Origin of the sequence: Streptomyces sp. ATexAB-D23 (genome assembly GCF_000373645.1) — a bacterium.
Lineage (GTDB): Bacteria > Actinomycetota > Actinomycetes > Streptomycetales > Streptomycetaceae > Streptomyces > Streptomyces castrisilvae.
In genome coordinates this window covers 193411-210220 of record NZ_KB892003.1, presented here as the reverse complement: position 1 = coordinate 210220, position 16810 = coordinate 193411, and the positions used below count along the sequence as shown (strand labels likewise).

The following is a 16810-nucleotide window of genomic DNA, read 5'->3' as shown; positions in this document are numbered from 1 at the left end:
TTCGCTCTCCGGGGTGGTTTTTCAGTCGTATGGTTCCGGCTATGGACGACAGCTTTCACCGGCTATACCAGCGGGCCCGGGAACACGGCGTCAAAGACCTCGCGGATCTCGCCGCTCACGCGGGGATCACTGTGTCCGAGGCGGAAGAGGTCCTGAGCCGGCTGGAGGAGATGGGGCTGCTGGTCCCGGACACCGCCGCGGGCTTCCGGGTGACCGATCCGGCGGCGGCCCTCACCCGGCTGTTCACGGCGGAGGCCGAGCGGGTCGACCGGTTCCGGCGGGAGGTGTCCCGGACGCGGGCCGCGGTGCTCGACCTGACGGAGAACTTCCAGGCTCTCCAGGCCGCTCATCAGGACACCGTTCAGGCGCGGACGCTGCACGGCGCGGCGGAGGTCAATCACTTCCTGGACGACGCGGTGAGCCGGATACGGCTGCACGAGTGCGTGATGCACCCCGGCTCGGCCCCTCCCGTCGAGGTGATCGACGAGATGATGCTGCGGGACTCGGAGGTCGTCAGCAGGGGCGTGCGCATCCGGGTGCTGTACACCCAGCACATGGCCGAGGTGGATTACGTACGCGACTACCTGCTGGACGCCGCGCAGGCCGGCATCGACATCCGGCTGGCGCCCTCGCTGCCGCTGCGCCTGCTCATCCTCGACGACGACGTGGCTGTTGTGCCGCTCTCCCCGGAGGACTCCTCGCTCGGTGCGGTCGCTCTCTTCGGCCGGACCCTGGTGCGCTCGTACCAGGCGGTGTTCGACCACATCTGGGCGGTGGCGCTGCCGCTGCAGAGCCTCACGGCGCGGGAGGGGCGGCACCGGGCCATGCTGCTGGGCCCGCAGCAGCGGGCCGTGGCGCGGATGCTGGCCGTCGGCATGAAGGACGAGGTCATCGCCCGCCAGCTCGGCATGTCCGCGCGCTCGCTCAGCCGGGTGATGGCCACGCTGTTCGACGAACTCCAGGTCAGCACCCGCTTCCAGGCGGGGATGAAGGCCGCTCAGCTCAATCTGCTGGAGGGCGTCACTCCGGAAGAAGCCCGAGCCACGCCGTCGTCACTGTGAGGTCCTTCCCGCCGAGCGCGAAGACGGCGAGTTCGTGCTCGTGCGGCCTGGCCCCGGTGCGGGTGAGGTCCACCTGCCAGGAGACCGCCCGCTCCTCGTGGGCCGCGAGGTCCACCGGCTCACCGCGCCCCGCCGGGAGTCCGGTGTGGGCTCCGGCGAGGAAGGCGTGGCCGATGGCCCCGGGCCCCGGCCGCGGACCGGGGTTGACCAGGGTGCCGTTGAAATCCAGGACCGTGCCCCTCCGGGCCTGCACCAGGCCCGCGCAGTCGACGCGCGGGGCGGTCGGGCCGCCGGTGGACTGGCGGACCATCCCGCACCTGCGGCACCGGACGACCCGCAGGGTGAGGCTGCGGTCCACCCGGTGCGCGTAACGGATCGCCGTGGCCGTCGGCCGGCCGCAGCCCGGACAGTCGCAGGGCCGGGAGGCCTCCTGCCGCAGGGCGGGCAGGGCGCTGTCGGTGAAGTCCCACCAGCTGGTGTGGGCGTGCTCGACCAGCAGCTCCATGGTCCGGCCGTGCACCGTGCCCAGTTCGGCCTCCAGCGCCGCGCCTTCCGCCCCGGTGCCCGGCGAGAACTGTGCGAGGGCCACTTGCCTCAGCCGGTCGGACAGGTCGAGCAGCCGCCGCTCGTCCACGGGCACGTCCAGCCAGCGCAGGCGCAGCAGCCCCGGCAGCACCACGCCGTGCCAGTGCCGCAGGCGTTCCAGGGCCGCGGGGTCCGCCGCGGGCACTCCCCGGCCGGGCCGGGTGTCCGGGACCGGGGCGGTGCGGGTCACGGGCGCGTCGTCCGTCGCCGGGGCGGTGGCCGAATCCGTGGGAAGCGCCAGGGCGGGGTCGCCCAGGAGGCCGAAGCGGCCCATGTCACCGTGCATCCGGTGGCCCAGGACGTTCATCCGCTCCAGGACGTCACCGGCCGGCAGCCCTTCCGCCTGGGCGCGCTCGAATTCGTGCCGGAGTTCGAGGTGTGCGGCGTGGACGCCCACGGCCCCGAAGACCGCAACCGCCGTCCCCGACAGGAAACCGACCCCGAGGTTGGCCGAGGGCGGGAACACCTGGTTGCCGACGGCGATGGAGGAGCAGGTGTGCAGGAAGACCGTGCGGGCGTCGATGTCCGATGCGGCCACCCGCTGCGAGGGTTCGAGGTCCACCCGGAAGCAGCCGCCGCCGCGCATGCAGGACGGCACCCGGCCGAGACCCGCGCTGCCGGTGGCCGCCGCGCCGGCCATGAGCGGCTCGGATCGTCCGCAGATGACTCCGTCGGGCAGGTTGACGCAGCACTCCCGGCCGAAGGACCGCACGACGAGCCTCCGGCTGGGCTCCCTGACCAGCTCCTCCAACTCGTCGAGGCCCACCGCGTCGGCCTCCCGGGCGTCCGCCTGGAAGGGGTGGCTGACCAGGAGATCGCGGGTGGCGGGCACGGCGTGGGCCGTCAGCGTCCGGTACACCAGCGCGTAGAGCGCGGCGGGATCGCGTGCGGTGAGGACGCCGAGCCGGGGGGCGAGCATGCCCGGCCAGTCGTCGAGTCCGGCCAGGTCGTCGGCGAGGCCCACCACGGCGACCGGCCCGTCGGCGTGGCGGCGCACGGCCCCGGGCAGTGCGGTGAGCGGCAGGTGCTGGTGGGGGCGGCCGGTGGCGGCCGCCAGCATCCGTGCCGCGGCCTCGGCGTCCGCTCCCGCACCCAGACCCGCACCTGCACCCGCTCCCGCGACGGACAGCACGACGCCCGGCCACCGCGTCTCGGCCGTCCGGGGCCAGTACCCGTCGCCGGCCACCAGCCGCCGGTAGCGCTCGACGGTGTCTCCGCAGAGCAGTGGGAAGGCGTCACCGGGGCGCCATCGGGCGGCGGCGGCGCGCACTTCGGCGATCTCGTCGTGGAGCAGCGCACCCGCGTCATGGTCCGTCTCGTTCATCGGGTGGGGGGACATGGAACTCGCTCTCGGCTGGTCGCGGTCAACGGGGTGGGCGACGGACGCGTGGCCGGGTCCGGCAGGGTGAGCAGGCAGGTGCCGTCCTGGGCGGTGAGCCCGGCCCGGACGCCGTACGGGACACAGAACATGGGGTCGGTGTGGCCGATGTCGAGGTCCCGGACGACGGGGCCGTGACCGGTTCCGAGCAGTCCCTCGGCGAGCACCTCGTTCAGTGCCTCGTCACCTGGCCCCGCCTGTGCGAATCTGCCGAAGCCCACGGCGGCGGCCCCGGCGAGCGCACCGGTCTGGCGCAGCTGGGTCAGGTACGCCGCCAGCTGGGACGGGGTGATGCCGGGTGAGGTCTCCAGGAGCAGCAGGTGTCCGGCTGTCGTGGGCCAGTGCCGGGTTCCGGCGAGCCGCAGCAGGGTCTCCAGGTTCGCGCCGTACAGGGGGCCTTCGGCGACGCCTTCACGCAGGATGGTGGGGCCCGGGTTGGGCCGCAGGACGCGTGCCCGGTCGTCCGTCTCGTCCCAGGCCAGGAACTCGTCGGTCCAGTGGGTGGAGTGGGCGAGCGGTCCCGGGGCCGTCCCGCCCAGGACCCGCTGCCAGGATTCACGGGTGTAGGCCAGGCAACCGCCGGGTTCGCCGAACTGTGGCAGGAGTTGTGGTCCCATCACGGTGACCAGGCCGGTGTGTTTCCAGACCGCGGTGAGCAGGGCGGTGGCGTCGCTGTACCCGATCAGTGGCTTGGGGTGCGCGGCGAGAAGGCCGTAGTCGACCAGGTCGAGCATGTCGTTGGTGTTGTTTCCGCCGATGGCGGTCAGGACGGCGCCGACGCCGGGGTCGGTGAACAGGGCGTGCAGGTCCTTCACCCGGTCCTCGGCGGATGCGGCGGTGTGGCCGCCGGTGTCCAGGGCGTGCGGGCCGAACCGTACGGGGTGTCCCAGTGCCTCCAGTTGGGCGACCGCCCGGTCGCGGCGGCGGGGGAAGCGGCCGGCCTCGTCGGACGAGGGGGAGAGCACCCCGACGGCCGCGCCTCCGGCCGGGGCGAAGGGCAGCAGCGGGGGTGGCGCGGTGTGGGTGCTCATGCGGGTGTCCGGGCCGCGTGGCGCTCGGCGAGCACGGCCGACAGATCTTCCGGTACGGGCTGCTCGAAGATGTCGCGCACTTTCAGGCGCAGTCCCTTCCGGCGCAGCAGGGCGGCGAGGCGTGCGACGGTCATGGAGTTGCCTCCGGCGTCGAAGAAGCTGCGCTCCGCGTCGGCCGGGGCGCCGGTCACCTCCTCGACCCCGGCGAGCACGGCGGCCAGCACGGTCTCCCGGTCGGCGAAGTCGGGGGGCGCGCCGGGTCCGGCCGGGAGGGCGGCGACGGGGGCGGTGGCGTCGGCTGCCAGCTGCCGGAGGACCGCGACGTACTCGGCCAGCAGTTCGTCCGGCGGGCGCAGGGGCGGGCTGTCCGGCCGCCAGGCCAGCGCGACGGTGCCGCCGCCGGGTGCGAGCGAGACGTCCAGGTGCATCCCGGGGACGGGCGGCGCCTCGCTGACCAGTGTGGCGGCGGTCTCGCTCACCGCGTCGGTGCGGCGGATGTGCACCGCCAGGGTGACCGCGAACATCGTGGTCTGCCGGTGTGCCAGGTCGGAGCGGCGCAGCCCGCTGAGTTCGATGGTGCGCCAGAGGGGGAGGTACTTGAACTCCTGGAGTTCGACGATCTTGCGGCGCACGGCGGCGAGCAGGGCGGTGAGCGAGGCGCCTTCCGGTACGGGCACGACGGCGGGCAGTACGTTGATGCAGAGCCCGACGTCGTCGAAGCCGACACCGTCCAGGTCGCGGAGGGACATCGGTACGCCCACGGGCACCACCGCGTCGGGCAGGTGACGGTGGGCCAGCGCGACCAGCGCCGTGTGCGCGAGCATCGTCGGTGTGGCGTTCAGCCGGCGTCCCGCGTCCATGAGGGCCCGGACGTCGTCGGCGGAGAGTGCGGCGCGGGCGGGGCCCCGGGGGGCCGGGCCCGGCGCCGACATGTCGGCGAAGCGGGTGTGGTGGCCGTACTGTTCGCGCCAGTACTCCGCGGCGCCCGCGCAGTCCTCGGCGCTGCGGGCGTTCAGTGCGCGTACCGCGGTGGTGTAGGCCTCGGTGGCCGTGCTCTCGGCCACCGAGACGGGGGCCGGTCCGGGCGTCGTCGCCACCGCGGCCACCTCCTCGGCCGCCGAGGCGACGAGCCGTCCCATGGAGTGGGCGTCGACCTGGGCGTGGTGCACCAGCAGGCAGAGCCAGAGGTGGCCCGCGGTGTCGGTGACCAGGCGGGCCTGGGCCGGGTGGTCGCCGAAGGGGTCGGGCGGCTCGGGGAAGACGCTCTGGAGCGGGAGTCCGGGCACCGCGGCGACGGGCGGTCCCGGCAGCGGGTCCGGGGCCGAGAGCCCGGCGGGGAGCGCGGACCAGGGCCGCACGTCCTGGGCGATGTGCCCCTCCTCGTCGAGGAATCGGACGCGCAGCGCGGCGTGGCGGCGCAGCAGCCGTTCCGCGATCAGGCGTCCGTCCGCGACGCTCAAGCCGGGTCCGAGGTCCAGTGCCCGGCCGAGGAAGCCGCTGTAGGGGTCGGCCGAGAGGCGGGTGCCCAGGAGTTGCATCCACTGGTAGGGGGTGCACGGGACGCGGGTGCTCACGGGGCGACCGCCGCACTGGCGCGCAGCGCCCGGCAGGCCGCGGCGGTGAGTGCCCGGAGTTCCGCTTCGGTGTCGCTCCCGCCGGTGCCCGCGCCCCAGCGGGGGACGCCGCCGACCTCCAGCCGCCGGTAGGCCACCGTCCCCTCGCTGCCCGGATGTTCGCCGCTGTCCAGCAGTTTGGCGAAGACGCCGCAGCGGGAGAGGGCCCGGAGGAAGGCCGCCGTGGCGTCGGGGCCCGTGCCCTGGCCGCGGATCCTCTCGGAGCCGACGGTCCGTTCCAGTTCCACGGTTGCCTCGTTCCCGGGGTGGTGGGCGACGACGTTCAGGGGTTCGCCGGTGTGGAGGAAGGCCCCGGAGAAGACCGTCCAGAGTTCCGGCGCGCCGATCTCGGTGCCTTCCGCGTCGACGGTCTCCTGGACCTCTGCGGCGAGTTCGGCCTGGAACGAGCGGGGCAGGTCGAAGCCGTAGCGTGTCTTCAGGACGTAGGCGACGCCGCTCTTTCCCGACTGGCTGTTGATGCGTACCACGGCCTCGTAGGAGCGGCCGAGGTCGGCGGGGTCCACCGGCAGGTAGGGCACCTGCCAGGGTTCCTCGCCCGCGGCCGTGCCGGAGGTGCCGGCGGCCCGGTCCATGGCCTCCAGCCCCTTCTTCACCGCGTCCTGGTGGGTGCCGGAGAACGCCGTGTACACCAGGTCGCCGACGTAGGGGTGGCGGGGGTGCACCGGCATGCGGGTGCACCATTCCACGGTCCGCCGGACGCCGTCGATGTCGGAGAGGTCGAGTTGCGGGTCGACGCCTGTGGAGAAGAGGTTCAGCGCCAGCGTCGCCAGGCATACGTTGCCGGTGCGCTCACCGTTGCCGAAGAGGGTCCCCTCGACCCGGTCCGCGCCCGCCAGCAGGGCCAGTTCGGTGGCGGCGACGGCGGTTCCCCGGTCGTTGTGCGGGTGGACCGAGAGGATCACCGAGTCGCGTCGGGCGAGGTTGCGGTGCATCCATTCCACCTGGTCGGCGAAGAGGTTGGGGGTGTGGGTCTCCACGGTGGCCGGGAGGTTGATGGTGACCGGCCGGTCCGGGGCCGCGTCCCACAGGGCGGTGACGCTGTCGCAGACCTCCAGTGCGTACTCCGGCTCGGTGTTGTTGAAGGTTTCCGGGGAGTATTCGAAGCGCAGGGTGGTTCCGGTGAGTTCGTCGGCCCGGCGGAGCACCCGGGTGGCGGCCCGGGTGGCGAACCGGGCCACTTCCTGCCGGGTCATGCCGAAGACGGTGTCGCGCCAGCGGGGTGCGGTGGCGTTGCACAGGTGCACCATGGCGCGGCGGGCGCCGGCGATGGCTTCGAAGGTCCGGTCGATCAGGTCGGGCCTGGCGGGGGTGAAGACGGAGATGGTGACGTCGTCGGGAATGAGGTCGCTGCGGACGAGATGGCGTACGAAGTCGAAGTCGTCCCGGCTCGCGGACGGGTAGCCGACTTCGATGTCCTTGAACCCCATGGTGAGCAGGAGATCGAAGAAGGCGGTCTTGCGGCGGGGGTCCATCGGTTCCGGGAGCGCCTGGTTGCCGTCCCTCAGGTCGACGGAGGACCACAGCGGCGCGCGGGTGAGGGAGTTCGACGGCCAGTCGCGGTGCGGCAGGGCGGGTATCTCCGTACTGGGGCGCGTGTAGCGGCGCGCCGGCATGGAGGAGCCGAGTTGCGGGTTCCAGGCGGGCTGCTCCGCCGGGGCGAGGGCGCAGGGAGTACGGAGCCGGGCCGCCGGGGGGATGCCGGACGAATCGAAACGGACCATGGGTGATCACTCCGGATGTCTGTGGGCGGGGAACCCGTCGCGGGAGCCTGCCGGGGGTGGCGACGGGCTCCGGCCTCGGGTCAGAGCCGGGCTCTCGCCTCGGCGATGAGCCGCTGCGCGAGGTCGAGCTGCTCATGCGGTTCCAGGGCTTCGAGCGCGGGCCACAGCACGGACGCGGCGGTGGTCGCGGCGGGTGCCCGCACCGCCCGGACCGGGGCGGGGGCCGCTGGGGGCGGGACGGCCGCCGGGGCGGGGGCGTGAGCGGGCGCCGGGGCCGGCAGAGGGGCCGGGGCGGGTGTGGGGGTGGTGACCCCCTCCGCCGGGGGCGGGGTCGCCGTGCCGGCCCTGCTGGTGAGGTACTCCTCGACCGAGGACGTCAGCAGGAGGTCCCGCAGCTCGATCTCCGCCAGTCCCCTGCTACGGAGCCGGCTGACCAGCTGGGCGGCGTCCAGGGAGGAACCGCCCAGCTCGAACCAGCTCTTGTCCAGGTCCTCGTCCAGGAGGAAGGCGCGCGCCGCGTCGAGCAGCGGACGGGCGTCGGGGGTTTCGACGGCGTCGTCGGAGCCGCCCGTGGCGGTGAGCATGGCCAGGTCGACCTTTCCGTTGGCGTTGAGAGGGAGGCGGTCCACAAGGACCACCCGGGTGTGGCGGATGTAGGAGGGCAGCGCGTCGCGGATGCCGGCCGCCAGCGCGGCGTGGTCGGCGCCCCGTTCCGGTACGGCGTACAGCTCCAGGGCCGTGCCCGCGTCCGTGCGCCGGACCGTCGCCGCGACGGCCGACTTCACGCCGGGCCGCCGCATGGCCGCCGCCTCCACCTCGCCGAGTTCCACCCGCGCGCCGGAGACCTTGATCTGCCGGTCGGCGCGGCCGATGTAGTGGAGTACGCCGTCGGGGTCCTCCTTGACGATGTCGCCGGTCCGGTAGACGAGGTCGCCCCCGGGGCTCCACGGGTCGGGCACGAAGCGCTGGGCGGTCGCCTCGGGGCGGCCCCAGTAGCCGAGGGCGAGGTTGCCGCCGCCGAGCCACAGCTCTCCGGCCGTCCCGGGCCCGACGGGGCGGCCGGACGCGTCGACGACCCGGTGGCGGCCGCAGTCCAGGGCCCGGCCGATGGGGGGCAGTTCCGCACTGTCCTGGTCGACCCGGATGCCCGTGGCCACGATGGTGCACTCGGTGGGCCCGTACAGGTTCACCACGTCGAACGGCACCCTGCGGGGCAGCGGGTGCAGCCGGTCGCCGCCGGGCAGCAGCGTCCTCAGGACGGTCCCGGCGGGCCAGTCGGCCTCCAGGAGCAGTTCGGCGACCGGGGTCGGCGCGCAGGCGACCTCGACCCGCTGGCGGTTCAGCCAGGCGACGAAGTCCTCCGCGTCCAGCCGTACGTCGGTGGGCACCACCCGGACGTCTCCGCCGACGGTGAGCGCGGGCCACACTTCGAGCCCGGAGTAGTCGAATCCGACGCTCATCTGCTGGCTGACGACGGTGCCCCGGGTGAGCCGGAACTGCCCGACGCTCCACTCGCAGACCGCGGTGAGCGAGCGGTGTCCGACCGCCACGCCCTTGGGCTGTCCCGTGCTGCCGGAGGTGAACAGCACGTACGCGGGCGGCTCCGGCCATGTCACGGGCGCGGCGGGGGCGGTCCGTGGCGCGGTCAGCAGCCCCTGCCAGTCGGTGACCGCGGTGTCCGGGGCCGCCCGGCTCAGCTCCGCCGCGAGGGTGGGGTGCTCGGGCCCGGTGAGATCGACCACCCGGACACAGCCGGTCTGGCGGAGCATGGAGACCAGGCGTTCGACGGGCTGGGCGGTGTCCAGGGGCAGATAGGCCGCTCCGGCGTCCATCAGCGCCGCGGCGTAGGCCCAGTACCGTGCCCGGACCCCGCTCAGCAGGCCGACGACCTCCCCGGCGAGTCCCGCGGCGCGCGCCTCGTCGCCGAGCCGGGCCAGGTCGGCGTAGTCGAAGCTCTCGTCGCGGTCGGTCAGGGCCGGCAGGCCGCCGTGCGACGTGGCGGTCTCACGGATGAGTTCGGGGACGGAGCGGGTCGGCTCCCCCAGGTCCGCCGCGGGCTCCGGGAGCCCCGCGAAATCGCAGAGTTCCCGGACGAACAGCGTCCACAGCCGCCACAGCCCGTCCTCGTCGACGATGTGCGCCTGGCCCTCCAGCAGCAGCTCGACGCGGCCCTCGGCCCCGGGGTGGACCACGGCGATGGCGTTGACGGGGAACTTCGCCGCGCCGCTGAAGATCCCGGCCTCGACGTCCGCCGTCCGGCCGCCCAGCCGTACGGTCCGTGCCGACTGCTCGTACATGCTGAAGGCGGCTCCGGGGTGGGAGGCTCCCCGCACTCCGCGCCTGCGCAGTTCCTCGACCAGTTCGGTCAGATCGGTGACCGATTCGACGGCGCGGCGCAACTGCGCGTCGACGTGGTCGTAGGCGCCCTCCCGGTCGGCGCGGGCCCCGAGGTCGAGGGGGACGAGCGCGGTGGCGACGAACATGCCGACCGTGTCCGCCAGGTTCTCCGGGCGGTTGGCGACGGCGGTGCCGAGCACCAGCGAACGGTTCCCGGTGGCCTCGCCCAACGCCTGCGCGTAGGCGCCGAAGAGCACGGTGAAGAGGGTCAGGCCGCGTTCCCGGGCCCGGGTGCGGACGGCCTCGGTCACCCGCTGCGGCAGGGGCAGCCGCAGGCCGGTGTCCCCGCCGGGCGCCGGCACGGCCGCGTCGGGGGCGGCGAACAGCTCGGGGAAGTCGTGGGTGAAGTTGTCGGCGGCGGCGGCCACGTCCTTGGCCGAGGGCGCGATCTGCCGGGCGGCGTAGTCCAGGTAGCCGTCGTCCGTGCCGGCCGGTGCGGAGCCGTCCAGCCCGGCCAGGATGAGGTTGAAGGACTCCCCGTCGTGGACCAGGTGGTGCTCGGTGTGGACCAGGATGCCGCCGCCGTCCGGCCGGCGGATCAGGGTCCAGCGCAGCGGCAGGTCCTCCGCGAGGTCGAACGGCCGGTTCGCGTCGGCCAGCAGCAGGCACTCGGGGCCCGGCAGGGACTGCCGCTCGGTGTCCACGACCCGGACCCTGGGCGTTTCCCGGGCCCCGACGCGCTGCACCGGCACCCCGTCCACGCCGTCCACCCGGGTGCGCAGCGCCGGGTGCCGGTCGAGCAGGGAGCCCAGTACGGCTTCCAGCTGGTGGGGGGCGGGTGCCTGGGTGAAGCGGAACACGGCGTGGAAGTGGTAGCGGGGTGAGTCCGGGTCCAGGACCGACTGGTACCAGACGACGCGTTGCTGCCAGCTGAGCGGCACCGGGGCGTCCGCGCGGCCGGCCGGGGGCGCGGCGCCGGTCCCGGCGGCCGGCTCGTCCGTCCGCGGGGAACCGGCCAGGGTGCGCAGGGTCTCGGCGAGATCGTCCGCCCTCAGCAGGGCGGGAGCGGTGACGCGGGTGCGGTGTTCGCGGCGCAGGGCGCGGGCGAGCCGGACCGCGTCCAGTGAGCTGCCGCCGAGCGCCGCGAAGCCGCGGCCCTCCCACTGCGCCGCGGGGACGCCCAGCAGCCCTTCCGCCGTATCGACAAGCGGCTCCACGTCCGCCTGCACAGCCGCTCCGCGCTCCATTGACGTGGTCACTCCTTCAGACAATCTCGGACACCTTCTTCACCGAGCCGAGCGGCGAGAAAACGAATCCCAGCGCGAGCAGCACCAGGAGGACCCCCATGCCGGTGTAGAACGCGCCGACTCCGGCGGGGCCTTCGACGACCAGGCCACCCGCCATGCCGCCGAGCGGCACCGCGCACCAGGCGAGGACCATCGAGGTGGTGGTGACCCGGCCGAGGAGCCGGTCGGGGACGATGCGCTGACGCAGTGACAGCGCGTTGATGTTGAACAGCGCGCTGAACGCGGCGACGCCCGCCCAGGCGAACAGCGCCGCGGTGTAGTGCGGTACCAGGCCGAGTGCCGCCGTGCACAGGCCGACCACCGAGAGGGAGCCGAGGGTGAGCACGGGGAACCTGGCGCGTTCACTGATGCGGGCGGCGCACAGGGACATCACGACGATGCCCGCGCTGCCCGCCGCGTAGAGCCAGGCGAGTTGCCGGTCTCCGGCGTCGAGGTGGGTCTTGGCGAGCACCACGAGCTGGCTGGGGGCTCCGGCGTAGACGAAGTTCACCAGCACCATCAGCGCCGAGACGGAGCGGAGCACCCGGTGGCCCAGGACGAAGCGCAGTCCTTCGCCGATCTCTCCGCCGAGTTCACGCATCCGGCCGCGCAGGTCTCCGGCCGCCTGGCCGGGCTGTTCCCGGTCGGGGGTGAGCGGCGTCCGGATCAGCAGCAGGGTCACGGCCGACAGGATGAACGCGGTCGCGTCGACCAGCAGCAGGTCCACGGCGGGCACCACCGCCACGGCGGTGCCGGCGATGACCGGCCCCAGCATGTCCATGGCCGATGTCCCGGCCTGGAGACGGCCGTTGGCGCGGACCAGGTCGTCCTTGCCCGCGAGGGTGGCGACGACCGTGACGGTGCCGGTGCCGGTGACGATCCGGAACGTGGTGAGCAGGAAGCCCATGGCGAGGTAGACACCGACCGGTACCGGACCGAACAGCGTCATCACCGGCGCTGCCAGCAGCACCAGGCAGGAGCACACATTGGCGAACGCCATCAGACGGCGGCGTTCGTACCGGTCGGCGAGCGCCCCGACCAGCAGTCCGAACAGAAGGTAGGGAAGGAACCCCACGGCGAAGCCGGCGCCCATGACGGCCGGCGATCCGGTCTGCCTGTAGAGGAGCAGGGGCAGGGCGAACGCGGTGAAGGAGGAGCCCAGCGCGGTGGCGCACTGCCCCAGCACGAACAGGCGGAAATCGTGGCTCTTTCGGCCCTCGTTCCGCTGCGCCGTCACCGTCACCGCAACTCCGTCCACGACCGTGCCGCGTCCCCCGTGGGGCCGCAGGCTCCTACCACCAACCGTTGATGCGCGATCTCATCCGCACTGCTCACACCCCTTCAGTCCCGTTCCACACAGCGATGATGGCCATGGCGTGATCCTTGATCCATGCGCGGCAGCGGCGAACACCGGACGTGGCGGACAGACGACTCGCCGCCGATCCGTCTCAGATTCCGGACCGTTCCGGCCGGGTGCCCGCACGGCGGCGCACGGGGCCTCACCGCGCGTCGAGCTGCTCACCCAGTCCCCTCCATCCGTCGGCACACGCCAGCACCACGGTCCGCAGGGCCTCCCGGCAGTGGGCCGGTGCCGTGTCGGCCACCTCCCCCGCCTGGTCGAGGAAGCCGAGCGTCGCGGAGACCAGCTGGAGCAGGGCGCGGCCTCGTTCGGTGTACTGGAGCGACGGGTCCCGCTGGAGGGCTTCGAGCCGTTTGCGGGCGCTGGTTCCGTCCGGCTCCCCGGCCGGCAGGGTGGCGCGCACGGTCACGGCGGGGGCAGGGGCCGTACGGTGCGCGAGGGTCTTCTCCTCCTTGCCCGCGGCCAGTGAGCGGCGGACGTCCAGGGCGGTGCCGACCGAGATGTCCGCACGCCGGGCGACCTCGCGCAGGCTGGTCGCCGGGCTGCCCGACAGGATGGCCGCCGCCGTCCTGCGGCCCTCCGCGGCGGAGACCGGGCGCCGTCTCCCGTCCTTGCCGATCCGGGTGTTCAACCGCGCCCCGTCAGCGGTTGAACGGCGGCGCAGCGCCGCGACGGTCCTCGGCGCCACTCCGCAGACCGTGGCGATCCACCGGTCCGAGCGCTCGGGCTCCGAGGCGAGGATTCTTTCGACGGCGGCCGTCCGGTCGGCGGGGGCGAGCGGCCTGCCGTGCGCGCTGTTCATCCGGACGGCCGCGACGAACGCCTCGCTGTCCGTCCCGTCGAAGAAGACGACGCGGACCCGTTGGTCGCCCCGCGCGCGGGCGGCCTCCAGCCGGTGCGTCCCGTCCACCACCCGCAGGGTGTCCCGGTGCACGACGATGGGAGGCAGTTCCTGTGCCAGTTCGGCGAGCTGCCGGACGTAGGCGGTGTTCACCCCGTTGACCCTGGGCGACAGGCCACCGCGCAGAGCGGCGACATCCAGCCAGACCCGGCTCTCGCCGGCCCCTGCCGGCCGGCCTGCGGGTGTCCGCTCAGCGGGTTCGCCGCGGCTGGTTCGGGACGTCGTGAGCACAACTGCCTCCCAGGAGTTCGGGACCGTTGCGCAGAGAAGATACGAGGGTCGTTCCGCGACGGCGTACACATGCCGTACATAGCGCGTACATTCACGTATTCGCCCTGCTGGCAAGGGTGTTGAGCCCATCGGCCATGCCTGGAGCCCCGTCGCGCGACCGGTCGCTGGGGCCGCGCGGCCGAGGCCGCTCCGCGGCGCGGCCGGTTCTCTTTCCGCAGGACGGGACCGCAGACAGATCCGCTCTCGGTGCACTATGATCACGCGCACTTTCAGAGGTGTTTTCCGGCCTTGCCGAGACTCGGTCTCAGCAACGCCGTGTTCCGCCCTGCCCGCCTGTCCGTGTCACGGGCGGTGGGCAGCACACGAGTCTCGCCCCGGATGGTGCCCGTGCAATTCGAACTCCTCGGACAGCTCACGGTGAGCGCTGCGGGGCGGCCCATCGATCCGGGTCCGGGGAAGGCCCGGCTGCTGCTCGTCGCCCTCCTGCTCCACAGCAACCAGACGGTGCCGCACGCCACCCTTCTGGAGGCTCTGTGGCACGACGACCCGCCCCCTTCCGCGCACGCCAATCTGCGCACGTACGTACGGGGGCTGCGGCGGGCCTTCGGGCCGGACGAGGGGGACCGGCTGGGTCACTCCCCCGGTGGCTACCGGTTAAGGGTCGGGCCGCTCGAACGGGACGTGGACCGCTTCGAAGCCGCTTCGGAGCGCGGTCGTGAGGCTCTGGCAACGGCCGGCCCGGCCGCCGCGCGGGCCGAGTTCAGGAAGGCGCTCGACCTGGTGTCCGGCCCGGAGCCGCTGTCCGGGCTGCCGCTCACCCCGCTGCTCGCCAGACGCGTGGCGCCCATCACCGACCTGTGGCTCACCGTCGAGGAGGAACACGCCGAGACCCTGCTCGCCCTGGGGTCCGCCGCCGAAGCCGTACGGCGTATCGGGCCGCTGCTCGAACGCCATCCGCTGCGCCAGCGCGCCTGGGCGCAGCTGATGCTCGGGCAGTATCGCGTGGGCAATGTCGCCGCGGCCCTGGACGCCTACCGCCGGGCCCGGCAGTCGCTCCGGCAGCAGTCGGGAGTGGACCCGCGGCCCGAGCTGACCGCGCTGCACGACGACATCCTGCACCACCGCCCCCATCTGGCCGGCCCGCGCGGAGGCCCTCAGCCGTCCGCCGCCGGTACCGGCACGCCGGCCGCGACCGCCCCGGACGCCCCACCGGATCCGCACACCCCTCCGCCCGATCCGACCAGCAGCCTGAAGCCCCGTCAGCTTCCTTCGGCGCTCCAGGACTTCCAGGGGCGCGACCAGGACGTCACCCGGCTCGACCGGTGGCTCGACCAGGCCTTGGCTCCCCCGGGCACGCCGATGATCGCGGCCGTGTCCGGGATGGCGGGGGTGGGCAAGACCTCGCTCGCCCTGCACTGGGCGCACCGGGTGGCCGACCGGTTCCCCGACGGTCAGCTCTACGTGGATCTGCGGGGTTACAACACCGGCGGCGTGCTGCCGCCGGAGGACGCGCTGCGCGGGTTCCTGGAGGCGCTGCACGTTCCGCAGAACCGGATTCCGCCCGATCTGAAGGGCCGGGCCGCGCTCTTCCGCAGCCTGATCTCCACCCGGCGCCTGCTGATCGTCCTGGACAACTGCCGCGACGCCGAGCAGGTACGTCCGCTGCTGCCCGGTCCTGGTTCGTGTGTGGCGGTGGTGACCAGCCGGGACCGCCTCACGGGCCTGGTGGTCAGGAACGGCGCCCGGCCCCTGGTGCTGGGGGTGCTTGCCCCGCGCGAGGCGCACGCCCTGCTGGGCTCCCGGATGGGCGTGGACCGGCTCGGCACCGATCCGGACGCCGCCGACGCGATCGTCCGCGCGACCGGCGGGCTCCCGCTCGCGCTCGCCATTGTCGCGGCCCGGATCTCGGAGCAGCCCGGCTTCCCCCTGAAGGCTTTCGCGGACGAGCTGTGCGGGGCCTCCGGGCCGCTGGACGCTCTCGACGAGGGGGAGGCCCGTCAGGTCTTCTCGTGGTCGTACCTGGCGCTCAGTGAGCAGGCGGCCCGTCTCTTCCGTCTGCTCGGGCTGCACCCCGGGCCCGGTCTCACCGTGGCGGCGGCTGCCGCGCTGGCCGGCACCACGGTGCCCGGCGTCGCGCCGAAGCTGCGCGAACTGACCCGGCTGCATCTGCTGACCGAGCAGGCTCCGGGCCGGTACGCCTTTCACGATCTGCTGCGGGCCTACGCCGCCGAACTCGCCGCCCTCCCGGAGTACGCGAAGGACCGCGCCGCGGCGCTCCACCGGCTGTTCGACCACTGTCTGCACGTCGCTCACCCGGCGGGCGTCCTGCTCCAGCCGCAGTGGCAGTCCTTCGCGCCGGTCGCGCGTCTGGCGGAGCCCACCGCCGCCCCGCCCGCCGATCCCGAGGCGGCCGCCGCGTGGTTCACGGCGGAGCAGGAAGTCCTGCCGCGTCTGGTGGCGGCCGCCATGGACTCCGGCTTCGAGGCCTACGCCTGGCAACTGGCCTGGGCCCTGACCACCTTCCTCGCACCGCGCGGTCTGTGGCAGCGTCAGAAGGAGGTCCAGCAACTGGCCCTGGCCGCCGCGGATCGTACCGGTGACCTGACCGGCCGGGCCGTCACGCACCGGTTGCTCGCCCGCGCGTACACCCGCCTCGGCGACCTGGTCTCGGCCGAGGAGCTGCTGACCCGGGCGCTCGCCTTCCACCGGGAGCTGGACGACCCGGCCGGCCAGGCGCAGACCCTGCACAACCTCATGGAGGTCTGCTACGTCCAGGGGCTCCTGGACCAGGCGATCGCCTACGGCGACGAGGCGCTGCCGCTGCACAGGCGGGGCGGCAACCGGTCCGGCGAGGCCCGCACCCTCAACGCGATCGGCTGGGTGCACGCCACCGCCGGCGACTACGGGCCGGCCCTCGCCCGCTGCTCCGAGGCGCTGACGCACCAGCCTCCCGGCACGGACGACAACGGCCGGGCCGCCACCCTTGACAGCATCGGCTACGCCCTCGACCGGTTGGGCCGGCACGGGGAGGCCGTCCGGCGTTACGAGGAGGCCATCGGCCTGTTCCGTGTCACTGCCGACCGCTACCACGAGGCCGAGACACTGCTGAGGCTCGGGGACACCCTGCTGGCCACGGAGAACCCCGCCGCCGCGCGGGAGGCCTGGCGCGAGGCGGCCGTCATTCTGGACGAGCTCGGCGACGCGACCGCACGGGACGCCCACGACCGGCTGGCCCGCCTGGACCACGCCCCGGCCGACCGGGGTAACTGACACGTCCGCCGCCGT

At 73.7% G+C, this 16810-nt stretch carries 9 protein-coding genes; 2 read left to right on the top strand and 7 right to left on the bottom strand.

All coding sequences use genetic code 11. The features are described from left to right. The first annotated feature begins 41 nt into the window (after positions 1-41). Positions 42-1061 (top strand): hypothetical protein, encoded by a 1020-nt coding sequence (locus tag B082_RS0105705; RefSeq protein WP_018550843.1) that lies wholly within the window; start codon positions 42-44, stop codon positions 1059-1061. Here B082_RS0105705 and B082_RS0105700 read toward each other — a convergent pair. The 7 genes from B082_RS0105700 to B082_RS35650 form a co-directional block, all read right to left on the bottom strand. Continuing rightward, positions 1021-2970 (bottom strand): hypothetical protein, encoded by a 1950-nt coding sequence (locus B082_RS0105700; RefSeq protein ID WP_158688858.1) that lies wholly within the window; start codon positions 2968-2970, stop codon positions 1021-1023. The genes B082_RS0105705 and B082_RS0105700 overlap by 41 nt on opposite strands. Further along, on the bottom strand, positions 2967-4055 hold the full coding sequence (locus tag B082_RS35655) for a S66 family peptidase (RefSeq protein ID WP_018550841.1): 1089 nt from the start codon (positions 4053-4055) through the stop codon (positions 2967-2969). Before B082_RS35655 ends, B082_RS0105700 begins: the two co-directional genes overlap by 4 nt. Continuing rightward, positions 4052-5629 (bottom strand): condensation domain-containing protein, encoded by a 1578-nt coding sequence (locus B082_RS0105690; RefSeq protein ID WP_018550840.1) that lies wholly within the window; start codon positions 5627-5629, stop codon positions 4052-4054. Before B082_RS0105690 ends, B082_RS35655 begins: the two co-directional genes overlap by 4 nt. After that, the gene (locus B082_RS0105685; protein WP_018550839.1) at positions 5626-7410 is read right to left on the bottom strand and encodes a 2-isopropylmalate synthase; all 1785 of its coding nucleotides are present in this window, start codon (positions 7408-7410) and stop codon (positions 5626-5628) included. Before B082_RS0105685 ends, B082_RS0105690 begins: the two co-directional genes overlap by 4 nt. 80 nt (positions 7411-7490) lie before the next feature. Further along, positions 7491-10994, bottom strand: coding sequence for an AMP-binding protein (locus B082_RS0105680; protein ID WP_018550838.1), 3504 nt, complete (start codon positions 10992-10994; stop codon positions 7491-7493). Between the two features lie 16 nt (positions 10995-11010). Further along, positions 11011-12276, bottom strand: a complete 1266-nt coding sequence (locus B082_RS0105675; protein ID WP_018550837.1) for an MFS transporter — start codon at positions 12274-12276, stop codon at positions 11011-11013. 256 nt (positions 12277-12532) lie between these two features. Beyond that, positions 12533-13387, bottom strand: coding sequence for a ParB/RepB/Spo0J family partition protein (locus B082_RS35650; protein ID WP_018550836.1), 855 nt, complete (start codon positions 13385-13387; stop codon positions 12533-12535). A 516-nt stretch (positions 13388-13903) separates the two neighbouring features. On the opposite strand from B082_RS35650, the gene B082_RS0105665 reads away from it, so the two are divergent. Further along, complete coding sequence (locus B082_RS0105665; RefSeq protein WP_018550835.1) at positions 13904-16795, top strand: AfsR/SARP family transcriptional regulator; 2892 nt, start codon at positions 13904-13906, stop codon at positions 16793-16795. Positions 16796-16810: the final 15 nt, after the last annotated feature.